General features: G+C 66.4%; 19 protein-coding genes. 3 read left to right on the top strand and 16 right to left on the bottom strand.

What is annotated here, in order from left to right:
* Positions 1-172 precede the first annotated feature (172 nt).
* Both ABWO17_RS07350 and ABWO17_RS07355 read right to left on the bottom strand, forming a co-directional pair.
* Positions 173-1156, bottom strand: coding sequence for an HD-GYP domain-containing protein (locus tag ABWO17_RS07350; RefSeq protein WP_353117109.1), 984 nt, complete (start codon positions 1154-1156; stop codon positions 173-175).
* Between the two features lie 244 nt (positions 1157-1400).
* A complete protein-coding gene (locus tag ABWO17_RS07355; RefSeq protein WP_353117111.1) occupies positions 1401-2417 on the bottom strand; it encodes an HD-GYP domain-containing protein in 1017 nt (338 codons plus the stop codon).
* Between the two features lie 315 nt (positions 2418-2732).
* Between ABWO17_RS07355 and ABWO17_RS07360 the strand changes: the two genes are divergently transcribed.
* On the top strand, positions 2733-4316 hold the full coding sequence (locus tag ABWO17_RS07360; protein WP_353117113.1) for a methyl-accepting chemotaxis protein: 1584 nt from the start codon (positions 2733-2735) through the stop codon (positions 4314-4316).
* 278 nt (positions 4317-4594) lie between these two features.
* Here the strand turns inward: ABWO17_RS07360 and ABWO17_RS07365 are convergent, their stop codons facing one another.
* The 8 genes from ABWO17_RS07365 to ABWO17_RS07400 all read right to left on the bottom strand — a co-directional run bounded on the left by ABWO17_RS07365 (position 4595) and on the right by ABWO17_RS07400 (position 13093).
* Positions 4595-5077 carry an amphi-Trp domain-containing protein gene (locus tag ABWO17_RS07365; RefSeq protein ID WP_353117115.1) on the bottom strand — a complete coding sequence of 161 codons (483 nt, stop codon included), beginning with the start codon at positions 5075-5077 and terminating at the stop codon, positions 4595-4597.
* Positions 5078-5142: 65 nt separating this feature from the next.
* Positions 5143-6360, bottom strand: a complete 1218-nt coding sequence (locus tag ABWO17_RS07370) for a GAK system CofD-like protein (RefSeq protein ID WP_353117117.1) — start codon at positions 6358-6360, stop codon at positions 5143-5145.
* Positions 6361-6372: 12 nt separating this feature from the next.
* Positions 6373-7512, bottom strand: a complete 1140-nt coding sequence (locus tag ABWO17_RS07375; protein ID WP_353117119.1) for an HprK-related kinase B — start codon at positions 7510-7512, stop codon at positions 6373-6375.
* Positions 7509-8471 (bottom strand): GAK system ATP-grasp enzyme, encoded by a 963-nt coding sequence (locus ABWO17_RS07380; protein ID WP_353117121.1) that lies wholly within the window; start codon positions 8469-8471, stop codon positions 7509-7511. The genes ABWO17_RS07375 and ABWO17_RS07380 overlap by 4 nt, the downstream gene beginning before the upstream one ends.
* Complete coding sequence (locus tag ABWO17_RS07385) at positions 8453-10213, bottom strand: PhoU domain-containing protein (protein WP_353117123.1); 1761 nt, start codon at positions 10211-10213, stop codon at positions 8453-8455. Before ABWO17_RS07385 ends, ABWO17_RS07380 begins: the two co-directional genes overlap by 19 nt.
* Before the next feature lie 188 nt (positions 10214-10401).
* Positions 10402-10674 (bottom strand): amphi-Trp domain-containing protein, encoded by a 273-nt coding sequence (locus ABWO17_RS07390; RefSeq protein WP_353117125.1) that lies wholly within the window; start codon positions 10672-10674, stop codon positions 10402-10404.
* Between the two features lie 354 nt (positions 10675-11028).
* Positions 11029-12390 (bottom strand): hypothetical protein, encoded by a 1362-nt coding sequence (locus ABWO17_RS07395; RefSeq protein WP_353117127.1) that lies wholly within the window; start codon positions 12388-12390, stop codon positions 11029-11031.
* Positions 12374-13093 carry a GAK system XXXCH domain-containing protein gene (locus ABWO17_RS07400; protein WP_353117129.1) on the bottom strand — a complete coding sequence of 240 codons (720 nt, stop codon included), beginning with the start codon at positions 13091-13093 and terminating at the stop codon, positions 12374-12376. Before ABWO17_RS07400 ends, ABWO17_RS07395 begins: the two co-directional genes overlap by 17 nt.
* Before the next feature lie 724 nt (positions 13094-13817).
* Between ABWO17_RS07400 and ABWO17_RS07405 the strand changes: the two genes are divergently transcribed.
* Positions 13818-15002, top strand: coding sequence for a PDZ domain-containing protein (locus tag ABWO17_RS07405; RefSeq protein ID WP_353117131.1), 1185 nt, complete (start codon positions 13818-13820; stop codon positions 15000-15002).
* Positions 15003-15150: 148 nt separating this feature from the next.
* Here the strand turns inward: ABWO17_RS07405 and ABWO17_RS07410 are convergent, their stop codons facing one another.
* A complete protein-coding gene (locus tag ABWO17_RS07410; protein ID WP_353117133.1) occupies positions 15151-16785 on the bottom strand; it encodes a glutamate synthase-related protein in 1635 nt (544 codons plus the stop codon).
* A gap of 567 nt (positions 16786-17352) precedes the next feature.
* On the opposite strand from ABWO17_RS07410, the gene ABWO17_RS07415 reads away from it, so the two are divergent.
* Positions 17353-17769, top strand: coding sequence for a secondary thiamine-phosphate synthase enzyme YjbQ (locus ABWO17_RS07415; RefSeq protein ID WP_353117135.1), 417 nt, complete (start codon positions 17353-17355; stop codon positions 17767-17769).
* A gap of 52 nt (positions 17770-17821) precedes the next feature.
* On the opposite strand, the gene ABWO17_RS07420 is transcribed toward ABWO17_RS07415, so the two are convergent.
* From ABWO17_RS07420 to ABWO17_RS07440, 5 genes are all read right to left on the bottom strand, one after another.
* Positions 17822-18805: a hypothetical protein gene (locus ABWO17_RS07420; RefSeq protein WP_353117137.1), complete on the bottom strand. Its 984-nt coding sequence runs from the start codon at positions 18803-18805 to the stop codon at positions 17822-17824.
* A 203-nt stretch (positions 18806-19008) separates the two neighbouring features.
* On the bottom strand, positions 19009-19719 hold the full coding sequence (locus ABWO17_RS07425; protein ID WP_353117139.1) for a flagellar brake protein: 711 nt from the start codon (positions 19717-19719) through the stop codon (positions 19009-19011).
* A gap of 106 nt (positions 19720-19825) precedes the next feature.
* On the bottom strand, positions 19826-20296 hold the full coding sequence (gene rnhA, locus ABWO17_RS07430; RefSeq protein ID WP_353117141.1) for a ribonuclease HI: 471 nt from the start codon (positions 20294-20296) through the stop codon (positions 19826-19828).
* Between the two features lie 99 nt (positions 20297-20395).
* Complete coding sequence (locus ABWO17_RS07435; RefSeq protein ID WP_353117143.1) at positions 20396-20917, bottom strand: TPM domain-containing protein; 522 nt, start codon at positions 20915-20917, stop codon at positions 20396-20398.
* Positions 20918-21030: 113 nt separating this feature from the next.
* Entirely contained in the window at positions 21031-22425 is a 1395-nt protein-coding gene (locus ABWO17_RS07440) for a phosphomannomutase/phosphoglucomutase (protein WP_353117145.1), read from the bottom strand.
* Positions 22426-22462 lie beyond the last annotated feature (37 nt).

Raw genomic sequence — 22462 nt, forward strand, 5'->3', positions numbered from 1 at the left:
GGGTTCCCGGCCGTCGCGTTACGACCGTCCACGGCTACGGCTTGTACTGGAAGCGCATTCGGTTGTCATCGCACGAAGGGAGCAAGCCTGAGGCACGGCCTGCGGTGGCCCTGGCCGAGCGGATGCGCAACCCCGCGTACGGGGGAAGAATCATGGGCAGGGGGCAGGCGCGCTACACCACGTTGGCGCCGGAAAGGATCATCACGAAACGCTTGAAGATGTCGAGGTCGATCTGCTCGCGCATCTCGTTCATCATCAGGCGCAGCACCTGAAAGGCGTTCATGGCTGGGGCGTAGGGGCGGTTTGATGTCAGCGCGTCGTAAATGTCGGCGATGGTGATGGCCCGCACCGGCAGGGGGATTTCGCCGCCCGCGAGGCCGCAGGGGTAGCCGGTGCCGTCGAGTTTCTCGTGGTGGAACAGGATGCAGTTGATGGCGTCCTGCGACAGGGGCATCAGCGTGCACGCGCCCACGCCGAACACCGGGTGGCGGTTGACCTCGATGCGTTCGTCCAGCGTCAGCGCGCCGGGCTTGGCCAGGATGTCCGGGTTGACGAAGGTCTTGCCGATGTCGTGCAACATGGCCCCCAGGCCGAACTGCACCAGGCTTTCCTCGTCAAAGCCGTAGCTTTGCAGGATGGCCTGCGAATACACGAAGACGTGCAGCGAGTGGGAATAGGTGTGGTAGTCGTGCGCGACCAGCGATGCCACGGTCTTCAGCGAATTTTCCAGCGTCAGGAAGCTGATGCCTTCGCTGACCAGGGCCAGGATGCGGTCGAAGGTGGCGCGCTTCAGGCTGCGGGGCAGCTTGCGTTCGAACACCTCCTGCACGATTTCGGTGGAGGTGGCGTAGAACAGGCGGGCTCGTTCCGGCAGGGGGATGGTTTCGTCGGAAAGGATGCGCCCCAGGTACAGTTCGCGGTGTTCGCGGTACAGGGGGTGCTGCGCCCGATGCACGTAGATGTGCTCCACCCCGTGCGCACGCAGTTGCAGGCGATGGCGCGGCGTGAACTGTTCGCCTTCGTGGGCGTAGAGGACAAACCCCTTCTCCTGCCTGATGTACACGCCGAAAGAACCCGACATGTCAGGCAGAAGCATCGTGGTGGGCACCGCGAAGAATTCCGAGGGGTCCTGTTGCGCAGCCGATGCCTGTGTCATTTCCAAGAATTTCCTGGATGTTGCAGTGGTGCTGGGCCGTTATGGACGCACCTCTCCCCTCGCAAAGGCATGACGGAAAGCACAGGCATTGTCAACTTTTTCTAGACTTTCTCTTCAACGTGTGGCGGGCGTAGGGCTGGCGGGGCATCGTGCCGGTCGGTGGGGGCACGGAATGTGCGCTAACGCGCGTATGCGGGCGGCCCTGTCCGGTTTGTCCGGCCCCGACTGCCTTCGCGGGCTGGAATCAGCCCATTTCGGCGCCAAAGCCGCCGTCCAGCATGGCCCCGGACAGCACCAGCACGAAGCGCCGGAACATTTCCATGTCCAGGGTCGCTGCCATTTCCGCGCGCATGCGGTTCAGCACCTCGAAGGCGGATGTTGCCGTGGGGTGCCCGCTGCGCGTGGAGGTAAGCGTGTCGAAGGTGTCGGCCACGGCCAGCGCACGCACGACGGGCGGAATCTGCTCGCCCGAAAGGCCCGTGGGGTAGCCGGAACCGTCCATGCGCTCGTGGTGGAACAGGATGCAGTTGATGGCCTCTTGCGTCAGGGGCACCTGGGCGATGGTGGCCACCCCCTGCGCGGGGTGGGTGCGGTACACGGCCTCTTCATCCGGCAGCAGGCGGCCGACCCGCTCGATGATGGCCTTCGGCACGCGGGTCATGCCCACGTCGTGCAGCAGGACGCCTATGCCCACGCGGATCAGCGCCGCATCGTCCAGCCCCAGGGTTTGCGCCAGGGGCATGGTGTAGATGAGCACGTTGATGGAGTGGGTGTAGGTCTTGTAGTCGTGCGCGATGAATTCGCCGAGGGCCCGTAGCGAATCGGCGCTGGTCAGGAAACGGATGGACTGGGTGACGAAGTAGTGCAGCCTGCGGAAGGTGTCGCTGTCCAGGGGCACGGGCATGCGCGCCTCGAAGGCGTCGCGCAGTATTTCGGTGGAGGCCCGGTAGAAGGTGCCTGCCCGTTCCGGCAGCGGAATGGATTCGTCCTGCAATATGGCGCCCAGGTTCTCTTCCACGTAGCGGGTGTAGTTTTCGCGCTGTTCAAGGCGCACGTACACTTCACGCACGCCGTTCTCGAACAGGTTGGTGCGATGCCGTTCGGTGAAGGCCTCGCCCGCTGCGGCATACAATACCAGGGTGTTGCCCTGCCGCAGATACACGCTGAACGAACCAACGGCCTTGGGAAAGATCATCAGGGGCGATACGGGGAAGAATCGCGGGTCGCCCGCCGGAGTATGTGAAGGGATGGTTTCTTTCATGGGATGTTACGCAACGGACATCGAAGTTGTCCGGAAGGAAGTGTGTTGTCGCGCGGCGAGCATACCGTTGTCGCGCGGCGAAGGAAAGCGCCTTGTGCATGCGGTCGGACAGGGCTGGAAACTTCGGGGATTTCCTTGAAAGGCACCGCCCGCTCGGCTAACGTTTATTCCGGTTGCGCCGATAGGCAGTAACGTGGTGCATGCCGCCAAATGCATCCGTTGCGGGCGCACGCAGCAAATGTTCCCGGCGCGGGGCGGCGCCGCCAGACGTGAACCGCCATTTTGCCGTGTCCCGTGACATAAGGAGTTGCCTCGATGATGCAAGGGTTGCGCATCCGGACGCTTATCTTCCTGCTCGCACTCGTTCCCCTGGTCTGTCTGGGCGGTTTCGCCTGGCTCGGTTCCATCGGCGCGGGCTCCATCACCCCCGGCACCATCTGGCTGGCCGGGGGCATCACCGTGGGGTGTGCGGTGATACTGGCCATTGCCCTGGCTTTTCTGCTGCATGCCAAGGTGGTCAAGCCCCTGGGCGAGATCACCTGGCGGCTCGACCGGCTGAAGGCCGGTGACCATTCCGTCTGTTTCGCCTGCGACGGCGGCGATGAACTGGTCGAGATGCGCATCTCCCTTGATGGGCTTATCGGCCAGTTGCGCAGAAACCTTTCATTTGCGCAGGGTGTGCTGAAGGGGATCGATACCCCCTTCGTGGTGGTGGACCCCAAGGAGGTGCTTACCTACACCAACGCCAACCTGCTGCACATTCTGGAACACGACGGCAAGCCGGAAAGTTTCTACGGCCAGAACGTGGCCCAGTTCTTCTACGGCGACGCCACCCGCCGCACCGTGCTGCGCGACTGTATCGAAAACGGCACCATCGCCCGGCGCGAGGTGGACCTGATGGGCCGCAAGGGCGGCAAACGGCGCATCTTCATCAATGCCTCGCCCCTGTACGACATAGAGGGCAAGCTGATGGGCGCATTGTGCATCTATCAGGACCTTACCGACCTGCGCGCCCGCGAGGCCGAACTGGAAGCCACCAACAAGCGCATTGCCGATGCGGCCCGCCAGTCGGAGGAAATATCCGGCGAGGTGGCCCGCACCTCGACCACCCTGGCCGGGCAGATGCGCAATGCGGGCACCCTGACCGACAGGCAGGCCAGCCGCATCGGCGAGACGGCAGCTGCCATGGACGAGATGAACGGCGCGGTGCTGGCAGTGGCCCGCAACGCCTCGGACGCCGCCCGCCAGGCCACCGATGCCCGCGCCAAGGCGGAAGCCGGGGCGGGCGTGGTGGAGAAGGCCATGGCCGCCATCGACGAGGTGAGCACCATGGCCGCCCGGCTGAAAGCCGACCTTGGCACGCTGGGCACCCGGGCCGAGGGCATTGGCCGGGTCATGGAGGTCATCAGCGACATTGCCGACCAGACCAACCTGCTGGCGCTGAATGCGGCCATCGAGGCGGCCCGCGCCGGTGACGCCGGTCGCGGTTTCGCGGTGGTGGCCGACGAGGTGCGCAAGCTGGCCGAAAAGACCATGAACGCCACCCGGGAAGTGGGCGAGGCCATCCGGGCCATCCAGGAAGGCACCCGCGATTCGGTGGCGGGCATGGAAGCGGCGGTGCATGCCGTGGAACGCTCGCGCGGGTTGTCCGCGGAATCGGGCGCGGCCCTGGCGGAAATCGTCACCCTGGTGGTGGCCACCAACGATCAGGTGCACGCCATCGCCACGGCGGCGGAGCAGCAGTCGTCCACCAGCGAGCACATCAGCAGTTCCGTGGCCGAGGTGCGCGACATCTCGGGCAAGGTCACCTCCGAGGTGGAGCAGGCCGGGCGGGCGGTGGGCGCGCTGGCCGACATGGCCGCGCAGTTGCGGGGGATCATTCATAACATGACCGCATAGGCGCAAGCCGTCCTTTTGCCTGCTGGCTTCGTCAAACAACGCCTGCCATATCGGTCGAATACGTAAGAGCGCGCTGCGGTCCTCATCCGTAAGGCTCGCAAGCTCGCCTAACGGCTGAGGCATACTCCCTCATGGCAGGCTTGTTTTCCTTGCCAACGGACGAAAATCCTCATTTGGGCAAAGCCCTTGAAACGTCGCAGGTCAACGCTTTGGGATGAAAAGGCCGCCCGTCGGAATGTTCCGGCGGGCGGCCTTCTTGTCTGTCCTGTCTGGCTCGGCTACTTGCCGCCGGGCTTGGGAGCGTCCTTGGGAGCGGGCTTGGCGGGGTCGGCGGGCTTGGCGGGTTCGGCCTTGCCGTAGTTCACCGTGGACGCCGGGGCCGAAGGAGCGGGCTTGGCCGGGGCCGGGGTGGGCTTTGCGTCGGCGGGCTTGGCCGCTTCCGCCGGGGTGGCGGTGGGGCAGCCAGAAGCGCAGGGGGCGTCGGCCTTGGGCAGGTCGGCGGAGATGGTCAGCGGGTCTTCCACCACGGCGGGGACCGCGCTCCACTCCAGTTCCAGCGAGAACTTCTGCTTGTCGCCCTTGCGGCGCGCCTCGATTTCCACGTTCACGTTCTGGGGCGGGGTAAGCACCACGGCCTCTCCACCGCGTTCCACCACGATGCGCCCTTCCTTGAAGCCCTTGAGCAGCGCTTCCAGGTAGGCCACCGCGTCGGCGTATGCCATCTGCTGTTCAATGCTCACCTTTTGCTTTTCACCGTCCATGGGAATCCTCCATTCGGTTGGTAGCGGTTGTCCGCCGGTGTGCACGGTGCGCGCCCCGTCCGGGGTCAGCACAACGAGAGCAGCACCGGATTGAGCAGGCGTTCGTCGATGTACGGGGCCGACTGGCGGCTTACCAGCGGGCAGTCCAGCACGCGGATGCCCCGTTCGGCCAGGTTCTGCAACATGCCCTTGGGCACGCCGCCGGGGTAGCGGCCCCCCTTGCTGTCCACCAGCACGAAGTCCAGCACGTCACGCGGGGTTATGGCATCCGGCGCGTCGTTGCGCAGGTGGCGCAGCAGCCGCTCCACCTGCAATTCCAGCGAATGCCCCAGCAACTCCGGATCGTTGCCGGTGTTGGGCACGAAGACCTTGGGGCAGCGGGTGGCGGCCAGGGCCGCACCCACGCCGGTGGGCAACAGGTTGGCGATGATGCTGGAGTAGAAACTGCCCACAGGGTAGCACACCAGTTCCGCGGTACCGATGAGTTCGCGTACCTTGGCCCGCAGGCGCAGGTCTGCCGGGGTGGTGTCGTCGGGCGATTTGCACAGCCAGATATCGTCGATGCGGGCGGTAAGCGGCGGCGCGCCGTTCTTGCCGGTAAAGCGGTGCTGCCCCCCGATGATCCGGCCATCCGCCAGTTTCACGGCCAGGTGCAGGTCTGCGTTGGCGATGGGACGCACCACCCCGCGTACCTGCACCAGCTTCGAAAAGATGAAGATCACCGGGTCCAGGTGGCGGCGGTTCTGCAAGTAGCCAGATGCCAGCACGATGTTGCCAAGGCTCGCCCCGCGTGGGTCGAAGCCGCCGTCCTTTTCCAGCCCCGCGTGGTCGATGAACGTGCCGATGTGCGAACGCACGATCTTGCGCAACGGGTCGGGTATGGCCCGGACAAGCGGGTGCCTGCCCTGGGCCAGTGCCGAAAGGGTGTCGGCCAGTTCGCTCCGTTCGCCCTCTGCGGGCAGGCGGAAGGCGAACAGCCGGAATACGGCGGGGTTGCCGTGCAGGCTGCGGTCCGCAAGGGCCATCAGCCGGTTGCGCAGGTCTCCCACGGCGGGCATGGCGAAGGTCTGGCGCAGCCGGGCGGAACTGCCGCCCGAGTCGAACGGGGTGATCAGGTGCACCGAGTTGTGGGTGTACCGCGCAAGGTCGGTGGAGGCGTCGCGCAGGGCCGTTCCCCCGCTGAAGAACAGGATGCGCGGCCCAAGGTCGGGCGCACGGGTGAAGCGTTCCACCTTCACCGGGTCTGGCAGGGTGACCTGCCGGGTCAGCAGCAGCCGGGCCATGCGTGACTGCTCCTACAACGTGCCGACAGACAGGAAGTGCATGCAGGCATCCGCCGCCGCGTCAAAGTCCACCCCGCCGGACAGCTCGATGACCGGCACACCGGCCAGCCCGCGCGCGTACTCCGCGTGGCCGGGGTCCTGGTCCCAGCCGCCGGGGGCGGGCAGGTAGAACACCCCGGTGGATTTCATGAATGCGGGCAAGAGGTCGGGCCGCTCGTCCGCGCTGCTCATGCTCACCCGCAGCGGTTCGCCGGTGTTGCGCCGCCAGTTCAGGATCACCAGCGCGTCCAGCGGGGCCTGCGGTATGAACCGCCCCGGCCCGAAGCAGTCGGCGATGATGGCGTCGTACTTGCGTTCCAGATGCCACAGGTCGTCGGGGGGCAGGGCGGAAAGGGTGGTGCGTTCCTCTTCGGTCAGCACCGGGGAAAGGTCGGGGTTGGCCAGGATGGTGCCGGGGTTGATGCGCGGCTGCTTGGGAATGCCCAGGCAGCGCGGGGCGCCGGTGCCGTTTCGCTCCACCAGCACCCGGTCGTTGCTGACGAAGGTGGCCCCACGGCTCATCAGCCGCAGCGACAGCGTGGATTTGCCCATGCCGGAGAACCCAGCCACGGCAAGGCCGCGCCCGGCATGGGACACGGCGGCGGCGTGCCCCAGCAGGCAGCCCCGGTTCAGCATCAGTTCCAGGTAGCGGTTGTTGATGAAGTTGACCACCTGGTTGTCGTTGGCGGTACAGGGGCCAACGGCCACGTTGTCGCCCCCGCCGAAGGCAAAGAGCATGCCCGTCAGCCGCTTGTGCACCATGCGCCCGTCCGGCAGGTCCAGGTATTCTTCCTTGATCTTGCGCTTGCCCGCGTCGGGCTGCTTGGCCATGAAGGGCAGGCCCCAGTCGCGGCGCGGGGCCTCGTGCGCGGTGACGCGGATGACGTCCGCCCCGGCGGGTACGCCGTGGTCCGCCACGTCCGGGGCCAGGAATTCGCCGAAGTAGCGGGTCAGCTTGGCGTGCAGTTCCGGTGCGTTGGTGGCCACGCGCACGAACACGTCGTTGATGCGCAGGGCCAGTTCGTGCGTGGCGGGGTACCAGCCGCGTACGTCGGCGGCCAGCGCGGCGCGGGTCAGGTGCGGGGAAAGGGTGCGGGCGGCGGTGGCGCTCATGCGGCTGGCTCCATGCAGTTGGACACGAGGGGGGCCGTGATGGTGGGGGCCGATCCGCAGCCGCCGGATTGGGCGCTGCCAGTCAGGCAGCACTGCACGTGCTCCAGCAGCAGTTGCGCGGCGTCCAGCCCACTGGTTTCCAGAATGCCCCGGAACCCGCCAAAGGCCGACACCTCGAACACATAGGGGCCGGATGCGGTCAGGGCCACGTCCACGCAGGTGAAGTCCAGCCCGAACAGGGCCTGTGCCCGTCGGGCCAGGTCGATGATTTCTGCCGGGGGCTCGAAGGCGGCGTACTTGCCGCCGTTGACCGTGGTGGTGTTCCAACTGCCGTTGGTGCGGCAGCGGGCGTAGGTGGTCAGGTACCTGCCGCCCAGAAAGACCACGCCAAGGTCCTGTCCGCCTTCCAGTTCTATGGTCTTCTGGATGTACAGGATGGAATGCTCGGCCTTGTAGGCCGCCACCCTGTCACGCAGGTCGGGGAGATCAGGGCCGTCCTCCATGATGGTCATGCCCCGCGCCTTGGTGGAGTACAGCGGCTTGAACACGGCCCGGCCGTAGTCGCGCACGGCCTGCACGGCGTGGTCCACGTCTTCGGTGATGGTGGTGGGCGGCATGGGGATGTCGCCGGACTGCAAGGTGATGGTGCAGCTCAGCCGGTCCAGCACCCGCAGCACCCGCAGCGGGGCCGAGAACACGGGCAGGCCCCGCTCGTTGAGCAGGCGCAGCATTTCCAGCCGGTCCAGCAGGTCTGGCGAGTACCACGCGCCGATCTTCTTGATGATCAGCGCATCCAGCGTGGAAAGGTCGGTGCCTTCGTACAGGCAGCGGCCCGACGGCAGGTCCAGCCGCACCTTGTCCATTTCGATGAGCAGGCGGTGCCCGGTGGCCCTGCCCACGGTGTCGGCCAAGAGTTCCGACGACCAGCCGCCCTTTGTTCCTACGACGCCAATGCGCACGGCGTATCCTCCCTCATGATGGCGTTGCCGCCGCAGTCCAGCACCTCCACCGGCAGGCGGAAGCTGTCCCACGTGCCGCGATGGGCCACGATGCGCTCCATCAGGTAGTGCGAGCGCAGGTACATGTCCTTGGCGAAATGATGGTTCAGTTCGAACCGGGTCGATGTGTACAGCGAGCGGGCCAGCGCAAGGGCCAGCCGCGCTTGGAAGGTGGCGTCGCCGCGTGCGGTGGCCACCCCGGTGGCGAACACCAGGAATTCGCGCATCACCCAGCGGATGCGTTCGCGCAGGGCGGGCTCGAACACCGGCAACCGGAAGTTCGAGACCAGGAAGACCGAGATGTCCTGCACGTAGTCGCAGTCGCGCGAGCGGTACAGGTCGATGAACCGCACCGCCTGCCGTGTGTGGTCGTAGACCAGGTTGTTCACGTTGAAGTCACCGTGGATGAACACGGTGAACGGTGCGGGCAGGGTCTTTTCGATGGCCTCGCAACGGTCGATGAGCTGTTCGGTGGACAGGGCCGAGGCGCCGCACATGTCCACCCCTTCGCGCCGCAGGCCCGGATGCACCTGCAACACCGCCTCCATGCGCGAACGCATCTGGCGCATGAAGTCGGTGGGCACCGGGCCGGGCGTGGCCGTCCGTTCCCAGATTTCGTGCAGGGTTTGCAGCAGCACGAACATGGCGTTCTGCAGGATTTCGACATCGCCGGTCAGGACGATCTCGTCCAGGGTACACCCTTGCAGAAACTCCACCAGCAGCGCGGCAGAGTCGTCGTCCTCGTGGTAGCCGAAGATTTCCGGCACCAGGTTGGGGAACAGGGTGGACCAGCGGGTGATGTTGTCCCGCTCCTTGATGATCTTTTTCTTGTTGCCCTGCTTGTAGATGGAGCCAAGCCCGCCGGGCGCGGGCCGGGGCTGGCCGTCCGGCCCCGTCTGCGCCGGGCCGCCCCCGCCTTCCGCGTCGCCGGTGGAGCTGCGCGCGCCCCGCACCCGTTCCACCCGGCCGATGCGGCAGCCGGAACGGGTGCCCCAGATGGAGCGGAAGTCGATGTCCGACAGCGAATCGCCAAAGCCGGACGTGGACAGCGTTTTCTGCAACGCTTCGAATTGCTTGATCTTGATCTTTTCGCCCAGCACGCTGAAGATCAGCGCCTCTCCCACGTTCAGCAGGCTGTCGCCGATGCGCTCCAGGTACCGGAAGATGAAGATGGTGGTGATGCGGTCATGCACGCTGCGGCCATCGGACATTTCGGCCAGGATGCGGTGGAACACCGCCTCGTACAGCCGGTCCAGCTCGTACTCGCTACGACAGATGGCCAGGGCGCCGGGCAGGTCTTCCTTTTCCAGCGCGGGGATGATGCGGTTCAGGCTGTCCTCTATTTCCGCGAAGATGGGGTCGTACTCGTCGGCCCGCAGCCTGGCGGGGTCGGACAGGTGGCCCATCTGCCCCAGGATGTTCACGCAGAAGTCGGCGATGCGCTCCAGGTTCACGGCAATGGTGTGGATGGCCCGGATGCGGTGTATCTCGCGCCGGTCCAGCGAATTGTCCGTGTGGATGCGCGAGAAGCACTTGTTCTCGATGATGGTTTTCAGGTTGTCGATGTAGTCGTCGCGCCCGGTGATGCGGTCGAACAGCTCGCGCGTTGGGGCACGCATGAACTCGTGCGTGGCACGCATCTGGCCCGAAACCTCGAGCACCAGGAACCTGAAGTTTTCGCTCAGCCCTTCGAAGGTGATCATGTGCGCTGCATCTCGCCTTTGGAACTGTCCGTTGATGAAAGCGGGGATGACTTCTCGCAAGGGTCGCAAGGGTCGCAAGGGGGGCGCGAGGAACGCGAGGCCGACGAGGCCCGGCAGGGCCGTTGCGCCGCGTGCCGGTATGCCCCCTGCGCGCGCAGGGGGTGTCGGCACGTCCCCATCCCTGGGCGTCAGTTGCTGTTGACGGACAGCGTCCTGTCGGTGGTTTCCACGCGCGGGGCGTCCTTCCACTCCAGTTTCAGGCTGACCTTGCTCGACCCGCCCTTGCGCCGGGCCTTCACTTCCACCTGCAAGAGCCCTTGCGGGTACAGTTCGATGCGCTCTCCGCCGGAGGACAGCACCAGATGCTTGCTGCCCACGCCCTCGGTGAGGGCTTCCAGAAAGGCCCGGATGGATTCGCAGTCCTGCAACGATTCGAAGACGAACTTTTCTTCCGAACTCATGGGTGTCTCCTGTCTGCGTTGTGTATGCCGTCCGCCAGGGGCGGGGACGTGCCGCACGGGTGAAGGTCGGGTGACGTCGGGTGACGTCAGGTGATGTCGGGTGACGCAGGGGGCTGGGACGGGGGATGCTGCGTCCTGTGCCTCCCGTGGTCCGCTCCCAACGCAGGATTTTCGTTCGTTGGCGTGGAAAACAAGTCAGCCATGAGGGAATAGACTCTTGTTGTATTTGACCGAGATGGCAGACGAAGTTTGACCGCGTTGCGCACGATGTCCGTAGGACTCGCAAGCTCGCCCAACGGCCACGCTTCGCGCCCTTCGGGTCGGAAGCCAACGGGCGAAAAGACAAGTTGGGGCCTAGCCCGCCAGCCTGGCCCGATAGTCCCTGATGACGCTGGCGCGGCTGACTCCGGTCAGCGAAAGGCGCTTGCGCACGGCGGGGTCGTCCCAGGCCGGTTGCAGGCCCACCTCGCGGGCGGCCTTTTCCGTGTCCTGCTGCTGGCGTGGGCGGGTCTTTTCGCCCAGGTGGCAGTCGTCGCCCATGAACACCAGGATCTCGCGGCGCGAAAGGCCCGGCCCCCGGTTCTTGCGGTTGACCACGGAAATGAGGAATTCGGTGTACCGGCTGGACTGCGGGTTCCACACCTCGTAGCCGTCCACGTCATATTCCGCGAGCAGGATGGGCCAGAACTGTTCCGGGTGGGGAATGACCACGCATCCGCCAAGGCCGTGCGCTTCCTCGATGAATTCCGTGGCCCGGTAGAAGTAGTCGAGCGGAAAGCGTCGCTTCACCTGTTCCTTCACCGCCTTCAGGTAGGCCTGCACCCGGTCGATGAAGGTGTCTTCCCAGTCGCCGCGCAGCCCGTCGATGAAGTTGCGCAGCAGCTTGTTCTTGATCATGTCCTCGGGCAGGCGTGCGCCGTGCGTTTCCAGAAGGCGCGCGAACTTGCCGGTCATCAGCCGGGCGAAGGCCAGCACGTCGTCGTCGGCCCCGGTTTCGCGCACGGCGGGACCGGCCACGTTGTCGTCGGGCCGCACCACGGCGCGCACGTAGTCGTACAGTTGCGAGGCACGGTACTTGCGGGTGTGGGCCAGCATGGACCGCAGGGTGTGCGCCCTGTCGCCGGAGAGCAGCGAAAACGCGGGCTGCGGCACCCTGGCAGCCGTGGGACCGGCGAGGGCGGCGGGGTCGGTCGCTTCCGGCAGGGTCAGGGACGCGTGCGCGCCCGGTGGGATGGCCTGCGCGAGAGGCGGGATGCCGGACGCCTGCACATGCGGCGCAGCCGGAGCCACGCGGCTGTTTTCGAAATGCAGCAGCAGTTGCACCTTCTGGTTGAAGCCGCTGGAATAGCAGTCCACCTCCACGCCCGTGTAGCCGTCCCAACTGGTCAGTTCGTTGTGCTGGGTGGGGATGATCAACTGGTCCTCTCGGCCGGGAAACATGGCCTCGATGCGCTGGCGGATGAGCCCCATGGGCACGAATTCCGGGTGCCAGTGGGTGGCCAGCACCTCGCGCTGGGACTCGTGCACGGACGGAGGCGTGGTTACCTGCTCGGTCTGCCAGGGGGCCAGTTCGGTGACGATCAGCGAGCGGAACAGGGCGTCCTCCTGCTCGGTGACGTCTTCCGGAAGGTCCCGCAACCTGGCTTCCAGGTCGGCGCAGCGGTGCGCCGCGTGCTTGACGATCTTCATGGCGGGCGGCCTATTTGTAGCGGTCATGGCACAGCACCATGAGCCGGTAGAGTTCTTCCACGGCGTGGCGGATTTCCGGTGTGACGGTGCGCGCGGCGGGGGCGGCCTCGGCGGGTCCGTCCATGGAAGCGGGGGAAACGGGGGAAGCGGGGGGAGCGAGGAGGGCAGGGTCGCCGTGTGGCTGCGCCTGCGGCGCGGCTTCCAGCGCCACGCGCAGGGCCTCTGTGGCCGTGCGGTATGCCGCATAGTGCTCGTCGCCGTATCCGGGGTATTCCACCATCAGCAGCGAATCGGACAGGAACGAGGCGGATGCCTGCGGCGGGGGCATCACCCCGGCCTGCACGGCCTGGCGCAACGCCCTGAACGACGAGCGCATCCGCTTTTTGAGCGACTTGTACGAGGGGCGGCCCCCGGTTCGGGCTGGCCGGGCGGAGTGGTGCGCCCCTGCCGCCGCGCTGGTGGTCGCCGATCCGTTGGCATCGGCGATGGCGGCGTCGGGCGTCTTGACCTTGAGCACCACTTCCATCTGGCCGAAGGCGTGCTTGGCGTTGAGCTTGAACTTGCGGAAATCTTCCAGCCCTGCGGCCAGCAGGGGGTCCGTTTCGCCGTCGGGCGCGGCACCGGTCGGGTGTGCGTCCGTGCCGGTCCGCTCCAGGGCGTCGGCGATGCGCCGCAGGACGGAGGGCAATTCCTGCCGGGTGATGGAAAACGTGGTCTTTCTGCTGCCCATGATGCGTACCCCGATGGCGTGCGTTGCGTGCCGCCCTTTGTCCCTGTGGCTGCCGGTGGCCGCCTTGTTCGCCTTGTTGTCGCCGTCAATCTCCGCCCGTGCGTGGCGGAATGGATTGCGTTGTTTTTGCCCCGTGTGACGGTTGCGGAACGTCGCTTTCCGGTCATGTACACAGCGCTGCGCCTGCCCTTGATGGCTGAACGGTGGCAAAAGTGTTACAATGATACTCCAAAGGTTACGTTTGCATGACGGGCGTTCCGTGCGCCGTTCTGGCGCGCGTGCGGGTCGTTTTCGCCCTTTTGCCGGGGGCCTTGGGGCCGCCTGCCCCCGTTGCGGCACGGTGCGGACATTGTCGAAACACGCGGCAGTCTGTGTTCATTGCACAACCGTCATGCGGCGGCACACCGGAGCGGGTACGTGCACCTGTTGCGGCGCGAACTTGCAGGGCACGGTGTTTGCTACGCATTTCAGGGTGCACGGGAACGGCATGATCTGCCGTATTACGATGTGATGTCGCGACATGCAGAGGGCATGCGATCCGGCATTCAATAGAAAACTTGCATGAACTGCCGTGACACGGTATGCGGCGACAGCAGGACATTTGTCTCGCGCAAGGGAATGACCGCGACGGGCGAGGGGCAAGAGACGCTCGCGCGGGGCAATGCACCGGAATGGAGGTGACATGGCGATATTTCGGGGAAGGATGCAGTGGAGACGGGGCGGCATGCTGCCGGTTCCGGCGGCCTTCGCGGCCCCCCTGCCGGACTTTGCGCTGTCCCTGGCGCTGTCCCTGGCGCTGTCCCTGGCGCTGTCCCTGGCGTTGGTCGGCTGTGGCCGCAAGGTCGTGGCACCGACCCCTGTTGTCGAGGCAAGAAAGGAACATTGTCCCCAGCCGGTCGCCTCCGTGGAGCGGCGGATGTGCCAGCGCGAGCGCTTGTGGAACGTGGGCTATGCCCTGCGCGAATCCAACGCCCCGCTGTGCGGTGGCCGCACCGTGCTGGACGACGGCGTGGTGGTGGTCAGCACCGATACGCTGGACGACATGCTGTCGCCGGTGCGCTGGGGTGACCTTGGCGCCTTCGTCGAAATGCGCCGCTGGCGCGATGCCTATGTGCGCGAGTACGGGCTGGACGGGCGCCACCGGGTCATCAGCGTGCTGCGCGGCAGCGGCGGCGAGGCGGCGGGCATCCGCCCCGGCGACGTGCTGGTGGCGGTGAACGGGCAGCCCTTGCCCACCGGCAAGCTGGCCGCGCGCACCCTGCGCTGGCAGGTCACCAAGGCCCTGGGCGCGGGCGATAGCGTATCCTACGCCGTGGAGCGCGACGGGCTGCGCCTGGACGTGCCGGTGCGCTTTCATCGGGTATGCGACACCGCCATGGACGTGGAGGTGCGCGATACCGTGGATGCCTTTTCTTCCGGCCAGTCCATCCACGTGACCATCGGCCTGCTGGAGCGTTTTTCCGACGATAACGAGCTGGCAGCCGTGCTGGGGCGGGAAATGGCCAAGCATGTCCGACAAGGCGGGCAAGGTGGGCAAGGCGGGCAGTCCAAAACCGGGGCGGTGTCGTCCGCGTCCGACAAGCCCGGCGTGCGCGGCTATTACGGCATGCCCCCGGCGGGCGGACTGGTGAAGCCCGAAGCCGCCGAGGCGGATCGCCAGATCGGCAGCCACGACGTGGAGCGCCTGGCCCTGTTCTGCATGGCCCGCGCGGGCTACGACCACCGCCGTGCCGCGCCCATGTTCGAGGCGCTGGCGCAACTGCCGCCGTCGCGTCGGGCGGTGTTGCAAGGCGAAGCCGCACCGGGGCAGGATGCCCGGGCCGACGCCCAGGCGCGCGCCGCCCGGCTGGCCATGGCCGTGGCCGAGATCGACGGCAGGTTGGCCCAGGGGCAGCCCCTCGTGCCGTAGCGCGGACGAAGCCGGGGCCGCGTCGGCTGGCGCTGCGCCGATTGCAAAATGAAACGGGGCGGAAACCTGCATGGTTTCCGCCCCGTTATCATTCAGGATGCGCGGGAGTGCGCCGGGGGGCAAGCCTCCTCCAGCAGCGGCGAACCCCCTATGCCTTCAGGATGGCCCTGGCAAACTCGTCCTGCACGTCGGTGATGAACGGAATGCCGGTCTCGCGCTCGGTCTCGCGGTTGCCCGAGGCGATGTCCTCGCGGCGGATCTGGTCCAGCGAGAAGCGGCGGGCACCTGCCATCAGCTGCTGCACGCCCGCGCCCAGCTTGTCCAGCAGGGTCCACATGGCGATGGCGCCGTACGGCAGGTCCTTCATGGCATCGCGGCCTATCCTGGCCTGCACGTCATGGTACCCGGCGAAGATTTCTTCCGCCGTCGCGCCGTGCTCGGCCACGGTCTTGGGCAGGGTGTCCCAGTTGCCGTTGACGCGGGCGCGGTTTTCCGGTTTCAGCACGCCTTCGATGTTGGACCCGAGGAAGCCGGGGATCATCATGGCCCGGCCCATGCAGATCATCTTCACGTAGGGCGCGCCAAGGGCCAACCCCTTGAATATCTGGCTGGGCCTGGCGAAACCGCCCGCGAAGGACATGTCCACCACCTTGCGACCGCCTGCGGCCAGCAGTGCCGCGTATTCGGCGGCCTTGGCGTGCAGCAGGATGGACGGCACGCCCCAGGTTTCCATCATGTCCCACGGACTCATGCCGGTGCCGCCGCCAGCGCCGTCGATGGTCAGCAGGTCCAGTTCGCACTCCGAGGCCAGGCGGATGGACATGGCCAGCGCCTCCATGCCGTAGGCGCCGGTCTTCAGCGAGATGCGGCCAAAGCCCAGCGAGCGCAGGTAGGCCACCTGGGTCATGAAGTTCTCGCGCACCTGCTCGTAGCCGGAAAGGTCGGTGTAGCCCAAGCGGCTGTGCCGGGCGAAGCCCTTCACTGCGCCGGTGCGGTAGCCTTCCTGCACCTCGGGCCGGGTGGGGTCGGGGTCCACCAGGTAGCCGCGCTGCTTCAGGAACTGGGCATACTCCAGGCTCTTCACCTCGATCTCGCCGCCGATGTCCTTGGCGCCCTGGCCCCACTTCAGCTCGATGATCACCTTGTCGCCGTATTTGCCCGCCACGTATTCGGCCACGCCGTTGCGGGTGTCCTCCACGTTCAGCTGCACGATGATGGCGCCGTGCCCGTCGTAGTAGCGCAGGTAGTTGTCGATGCGGCGTTCCAGTTCGGGGGCCCTGGTGATGCGCCCGTTTTCCAGCACCGCCTGACGGTCGATGCCCACCACGTTTTCGCCCACCACGATGGGTACGCCACAGATGGCGCAGCCGGTGGCAAAGGCGTCCCAGTACTTGGCGGCCACGAAGGTGGAGCCGAGGGCGCCGGTCATCAGCGGGTAGCGGCAAGTGGTCTTGTGTTGCGCCCCGAAGGAGGCGGCAAGGGAAACGTCGGTGAACAGGGCATCGCCGGTGGCGGCCTTTTCGCCTGCGCCGCAAGCCCCGTAGTTGTAGCCCTGGATGCGCAGCGAGTTGTACGATACGCCCACATGGGTGGTGTTGCCGCTGCCTGCGGTGACGATGCCGAAGTCGCGCGGGTACAGGGTTTCGCGCCCTTTCATGCACGACAGCCAGGTTTCGCACTTGCCCATGCAGTCGGCGCGGCACAGGGTGCACAGGCCGGATTCCGCCGTGTTGCCGCGGTTGGTGGTGCCAAGGACGTCATTGCTCTTGAGCCACTGGGACATGCTGCCTTCCTCCGGGATGGTCCGTGATTGTCCAGATGATGGAAAACGGGCCATACCGCCCGGCACCGGGCAAGGCAACGCGGGCATGCATGTCTGCACGCATGTGATGCAGGGGGTGTTTCCGGCGGGTGTACGACGGAAGGCGGATGCCCTGACGGCATGCCCATGCAAAGCCCGCGCAAGGGTATGGCAGGTGCGGCGGCATGGGCCGTACCTTGCCTGCACGAGCATGGTGTGGCGGGTGCGGCAGGCGCCGCCGGTGTTTCCGGCATGCGGGCAGCAATGGGCATGGAGGGGTGTTGCAGTGGTGTGCACGCCGGTATGTCCGAGAGCGCGCACGTGAGTGCATGTTTTTCACAATTTCAGCACGCGACATTTTTGTCGCAAAAAAGTGTAAAATATGACAAATTTGTTTCAATAGTTTGATGCGCTGCACAGTCTGGCGCAAGATACGCCGGTTTGCTGGGGAGTCTGCGCCGGTTCTCGTGCGTGGTTGTCTTCTGACGATAATGTGTAAAACTGGAAAAATGAAAAGCCCGGCAGGCGGGCATCCTGAGGAGGGGCGGCATGAAATCGTGGCGCAAGGAATTGTGGTTCAACGTGCCCACCCGGCGGGCGTTCCTCAACATCACCCCGCAAGTGGACGCGGAACTGGCGGCAAGCTCCATCCGCGAGGGGTTGTGTCTGGTCAACGCCATGCACATCACGGCCAGCGTGTTCATCAACGACGACGAAAGCGGACTGCACCACGACTACGAGCAGTGGCTGGAGCGGCTGGCACCGCACGAGCCGGTGCGCCAGTACCGCCACAACGTGGGCGAGGACAACGCCGACGCGCACATGAAGCGCCAGATCATGGGGCGCGAAGTGGTGGTGGCCGTGACCGAGGGCAAGCTGGACCTGGGGCCGTGGGAGCAGGTGTTCTACGGAGAGTTCGACGGGGGGCGGCGCAAGCGGGTGCTGGTGAAGATCATTGGCGAATGACGCGGCAGGACGCTGGAGCAGCGGGGAAGGCTTTGCGCTGGGGGGGGGTGTATCAGGGAAGGGTCAGCCAGTAGTACCCCACCCCCACCAGCGTGATGGACGCGGCGCGCAGGGCTTGGTTGACCACGATCAGTTCCAACGCCAGGGCGGGCTTGAAGTACCCGGCATAGGACGGAAACTGGTGGCGGAAGGCCCGCATGGGCGTGGACAGTACGTTGCCCGCCAACAGGGCCAGCACGATTTCGCGCTCGCTCAGCCCGCCGCCGCCCAGCACGGCCCCGGCGGCGGACACCGCCGCGCCGAATTCAGCCGCCAGGTGCAGCAGCACGATGCCCAGCGCCTCTGGCCGCAGAAAGGACAGGGCGCTCATGTGCCGGGACATCCAGGCCTCTGCCAGGGTGAACCAGCCCGCCTGCTGCATGAAGTACATGGCTGCGTAGGTGGGCACGGTGAAAAAGATCACCTTTGGCATGCGCTTGCGAAAGCGTACCCACGCCGTGCGCAGCCCGGCCCGCCAGCCCTTGGACCCATGCCCGGCCTGCTGCTCGTCAAGGCGGCAGGTAACGCAGCCCTCGGGCAGCGGGGGCAGCAGCACCCGGCCGAAGGCCACCGTCAGCGCGGTGCGCAGAAAGGCGGCCAGCAGGGTCAGCCCCACGTAGACCACGGCGGGAAACCCCAGCACGGGCCAGGTGATGAAGAACAGCGTGGGCAGGTGCACGAAGTAGCTGGGCATGCTGTTGAACAGGTTGGCGAAGCGCAGTTCGCGCCGGGACAGTTCTCCCTTCTCGTAGCTTTCGGCCAGCAGCGAGTTGGACGCCACGGACGAGAAGAACGCCAGCGAAAACGAGGCCCCTGCCACGTCGCGCAGGTGCCCAAGGTGCACCAGTGGCGCTGCCAGACGGGCCACCCCGCGCGTCCAGTTCAGCGATTCTATGCAGTTGGCCACGAACAGCCCGAGGGACATGGACAGCACCAGGCGCAGCAGGGGGCGGCCAAGGCCGTCCCAGAGATGCCATGTGGTCTGCGCGTCGGTCATGCGGGGCTCCGTGCGGATACATGCGCGCCGGGCGGCGCGGGGCGCGTGCTGGTGCCGCGCGGGTGTCGCGGCATCAGGTAGTGGCGGGGCGGGGGGGCGTCAAGCGTGCCCGGGGCCGGTTTCTGTGCGCGGCGCCGGACCGTACGCGCGAAAGCCTTGCGGGGGCAAGCTGGCGTGACGTGGGGACGGATGCGGGGGGCGGATCACACCAGGTTGGACACGTTGTCGAGATAGCTGGAAAGTTCCAGTTGGGTGTCGGTACTGAGGTCCGCGAACTTCAGCCCCAGCTGCATGCGGTTGCCGTCCATGGAAATGCTTTTCACCAGGCTCGAAAGGGTGGTCTGGGCCGCCCCCTCTGCGGCGAAGAAACCGCACTGCAACATCAGCATGTCATCCACGGCGGTTTCGCGGAAGGGGTCTTCGCGCTGCAATTCCAGCGAAACCTTGCAGCCGCCCTCGCTGAGGTCCAGCAGGATGCACTTGTACACGCCATGGCGGCCGTGCACGGCTGCGGGAAGCAGGCAGTTGATCCGGCGGTGCTGGCGCAGGTCCACCTGTTCCATGGAATCGGGGTAGTCCACGAACAGCAGAAAGCCCGGCTTGACGATGTGGTTCAGCACCTGGCTCTTGAACCCGAAGATGGTGCCCCCGGAGATGTAGCGCAGGGTCACCATCTCGCCGTTCAGCAGGCGCGCCCGGATGCCAGGTACCAGCGGCATTTTCAGGATCAGGTACTCGTAGTGCTGCAACCCCACCAGTTCGCTGGACAGGTTTTCCTTGGTGCCCGCCATGTTCAGCAACATGCGCGTGCCAAGGGGCAGGTCGAGGGCCTGGCCGTTGCGGGTACGGGTAACCATTGCGCGCTCCGTGGCCCGTCCGGCGGGGTGTTCGGTGATGGCGGTGTGGGGGGGCATGCGCGCTTCTAGCTGGCTTTACGGAAAAAAAGAATGGGGGCGAGCCCTACCGGGAACGCCCCGCCATCGAAAATTCCGATGCACGCGTGCGGTGTGCGCCCCAGGCCTAATCCGGATACCCCGTGTCGGGCGGCAGCCCGCGCGACGATGCCTGCTTGCGGGCCAGCACGTCGCACCGTTCGTTTTCGGGGTGGCCGGAATGGCCGCGCACCCAGTGAAAGCGCACCTGGTGCAGGTCCAGCAGGGGTTGCAGCCGTTCCCACAGGTCGCGGTTCTTCACCGGCTTCTTGTCGCTGGTCTTCCAGCCGTTGCGGCGCCAGCCCGCCAGCCACTTCTTTTCCACCGCATCGCGCACGTACTGCGAGTCCGTGTACAGGTCCACGCCGCATGGCTCGTTGAGCAGGGCCAGCGCCTCGATGACTGCCAGGATTTCCATGCGGTTGTTGGTGGTAAGGGCAAAGCCCCCCGAAAGCTCGCGTTCGGAGCCGTTGCAGCGCAGTACGGCGGCCCAGCCGCCGGGGCCGGGGTTGCCAAGGCACGAGCCGTCGGTGAAGGCCTGGACGTTCTTCATGGTCATGGAATGGTCCGGTGATGGGGTTGCAGGTGATGCCGAAACGGGCCGGGGTGAAGGCGCACGGGCCGACTGCGTGGCCGGGCCGGATGGGGTTGGTGCCGGTCAGTTCTCGCCCAGGTGGTCCCACAGGTGTTTCAGGGCGCGCACCAGCCCCTCGGCCCACTGGCCGGAAGCCATGGCGGGGCGCAGCCAGTCGTTTTCAAGGGTCTGGGCCAGGGTATCGCCGTAGGCCTTGCGCAGCAGCGGGGGCAGTTCCACGATGACCTGCCCCTTGGCCGGGCACAGTCCCACGAACAGGGTCTGGGCGTCCAGCCGGGGCAGTTCCGGCGTGTCGCGCCGGATGTGGATGAGCAGCTTTACCCCGTGCACTTCGCGGAAGGCGTCCACCAGTTCGCGCAGGGCCTTTTCCTGCGCATCGGCCAGCAGGTCCGCCTCGTCCCACACGGCGGATGCCGCGCGCACGTCGGCCATGCGGCGTTCGGTGTTCGCCCAGAAGGCCCACGCCGTCAATGCGAACACGGCGATGAGCAGCATGGTGCGCAGAAAGAACTGGCCCGGCGTGTCGGCGTTGACCAGCGGCAGGCGCGGCTCGCCTCGTTCGCGCTTGGGAAAGCGGAGGAACATGGATCAGGCTCCTCTGAGCCGGCCCGTCTGGCTACGGGCCCGGCTGCCTGACTGGTGAGCCCGCCTGGCTGACCGGCAAGTCGGGCTGGCAGGGGCGAGCGGATGGACCCGGATCACGCGGTGGCGTTGGTGGCCGCGCGGGCCTCGGCTATCCAGGCGGTGAGCGGCGTTTCCACCAGCGCGCGGATTTCGGCCAGGCGCTCCGGCGTTTCCGCCTCGAAGCGCAACACCAGCACCGGCTGGGTGTTCGAGGCGCGCACCAGGGCCCAGCCGTCTGGCCAGGTGATGCGCGCGCCGTCGATCTCGTTGACCTCGTACAGCGCGCGGAAGTGTTCCTGCGCACGGCGCACCACGGCAAATTTCAGTTCGTCCGGGCAGGGCATGTGCAGTTCGGGCGTGGCGTGCGAGGGCGGCCAGCCGGGCAGCGCCGTCAGCGGCACGTCGGATGCGGACAGGATGCGCAGCAGCAGGGCGGCGGCGTAGATGGCGTCGTCGAAGCCGTACCACCCTTCGTTGAAGAACATGTGTCCGCTCATCTCGCCCGCCAGCGGCGCGTTCACTTCCAGCATGCGGGCCTTCATCACCGAATGGCCGGTGATCCACATGGTGGGCTTGCCGCCGTGGGCCTCGATGTCGCGGAACAGGCGGTGCGAGCACTTCACGTCGCCCATCACCTCGCCCCCCGGCGTACGGGCCAGCAGGTCGCGCGCGAAGAGCGAGAGCAACTCGTCGCCGAACAGCAGGCGGCCTGCCGCGTCCACCGCGCCCAGACGGTCGGCGTCACCGTCAAGGCCAATGCCCAGGTCCGCGCCTTCGCTGGCCACGCGGGCCATCAGGTCGCGCATGTTGGCTTCCACCACCGGGTCGGGGTGGTGGTTGGGAAAGGCGCCGTCCGGGTCGCAGTACTGCTTGATGACGTCCGCGCCCAGGCGGCGCAGCAGTTCGGCGCACAGCTCGCCGCCCGCGCCGTTGCCGCCGTCCACCACCACCTTCAACGGGCCCTGGGCGCGCGGGGCCAGTTGCACCCGCTGCGTCACCGCCTCCATGTAGGCGGGCACGATATCCATGGAACAGCCCACGCCCTTGCCGGAGGCGAAGCGCCCGGCGGCGAAGATTTCGAAGATGCGCCGGATTTCGGTGGTATGGATGGTCGTCTGCCCGGCCCACACCTTGAAGCCGTTGTATTCCGGCGGGTTGTGGCTGGCGGTGATCATGATGCCGCCCTGGCGGTCCAGGTGGCGCACGGCGAAGTACAAGAGGGGGGTGGGCACCATGCCCACGCTGACGACATCGATGCCGCAGGCGATGAGCCCGGCAGTGAGCGCGTCATGGTAGGCGGGGGAGCTGTGGCGGCAGTCGTGGCCCACCACGGCGGCGTTGATGCCGCGTTCCAGCAGGTAGGTGCCGCAGGCGCGCCCCAGGCGCTCCACCCATTCGGCGTCGAAGTCGGCATCGACGATGCCGCGGATGTCATACGCCCGGAATGGGCGGTCGGAAATCGGTTTCATGGCTGCTCCGGCAGATGGGGTAAGGCCGTAAATTGGC

Origin of the sequence: Nitratidesulfovibrio sp., assembly GCF_040373385.1 — a bacterium.
GTDB lineage: Bacteria > Desulfobacterota > Desulfovibrionia > Desulfovibrionales > Desulfovibrionaceae > Cupidesulfovibrio.

Bases quoted from the DNA above. Each gene is read 5' to 3' on its own strand.
- ABWO17_RS07350 (WP_353117109.1), bottom strand. From the start codon at position 1,156: ATGACACAGGCATCGGCTGCGCAACAGGACCCCTCGGAATTCTTCGCG.
- ABWO17_RS07355 (WP_353117111.1), bottom strand. From the start codon at position 2,417: ATGAAAGAAACCATCCCTTCACATACTCCGGCGGGCGACCCGCGATTC.
- ABWO17_RS07360 (WP_353117113.1), top strand. From the start codon at position 2,733: ATGATGCAAGGGTTGCGCATCCGGACGCTTATCTTCCTGCTCGCACTC.
- ABWO17_RS07365 (WP_353117115.1), bottom strand. From the start codon at position 5,077: ATGGACGGTGAAAAGCAAAAGGTGAGCATTGAACAGCAGATGGCATAC.
- ABWO17_RS07370 (WP_353117117.1), bottom strand. From the start codon at position 6,360: ATGGCCCGGCTGCTGCTGACCCGGCAGGTCACCCTGCCAGACCCGGTG.
- ABWO17_RS07375 (WP_353117119.1), bottom strand. From the start codon at position 7,512: ATGAGCGCCACCGCCGCCCGCACCCTTTCCCCGCACCTGACCCGCGCC.
- ABWO17_RS07385 (WP_353117123.1), bottom strand. From the start codon at position 10,213: ATGATCACCTTCGAAGGGCTGAGCGAAAACTTCAGGTTCCTGGTGCTC.
- ABWO17_RS07390 (WP_353117125.1), bottom strand. From the start codon at position 10,674: ATGAGTTCGGAAGAAAAGTTCGTCTTCGAATCGTTGCAGGACTGCGAA.
- ABWO17_RS07395 (WP_353117127.1), bottom strand. From the start codon at position 12,390: ATGACCGCTACAAATAGGCCGCCCGCCATGAAGATCGTCAAGCACGCG.
- ABWO17_RS07400 (WP_353117129.1), bottom strand. From the start codon at position 13,093: ATGGGCAGCAGAAAGACCACGTTTTCCATCACCCGGCAGGAATTGCCC.
- ABWO17_RS07405 (WP_353117131.1), top strand. From the start codon at position 13,818: ATGCTGCCGGTTCCGGCGGCCTTCGCGGCCCCCCTGCCGGACTTTGCG.
- ABWO17_RS07410 (WP_353117133.1), bottom strand. From the start codon at position 16,785: ATGTCCCAGTGGCTCAAGAGCAATGACGTCCTTGGCACCACCAACCGC.
- ABWO17_RS07415 (WP_353117135.1), top strand. From the start codon at position 17,353: ATGAAATCGTGGCGCAAGGAATTGTGGTTCAACGTGCCCACCCGGCGG.
- ABWO17_RS07420 (WP_353117137.1), bottom strand. From the start codon at position 18,805: ATGACCGACGCGCAGACCACATGGCATCTCTGGGACGGCCTTGGCCGC.
- ABWO17_RS07425 (WP_353117139.1), bottom strand. From the start codon at position 19,719: ATGCCCCCCCACACCGCCATCACCGAACACCCCGCCGGACGGGCCACG.
- rnhA (WP_353117141.1), bottom strand. From the start codon at position 20,296: ATGACCATGAAGAACGTCCAGGCCTTCACCGACGGCTCGTGCCTTGGC.
- ABWO17_RS07435 (WP_353117143.1), bottom strand. From the start codon at position 20,917: ATGTTCCTCCGCTTTCCCAAGCGCGAACGAGGCGAGCCGCGCCTGCCG.
- ABWO17_RS07440 (WP_353117145.1), bottom strand. From the start codon at position 22,425: ATGAAACCGATTTCCGACCGCCCATTCCGGGCGTATGACATCCGCGGC.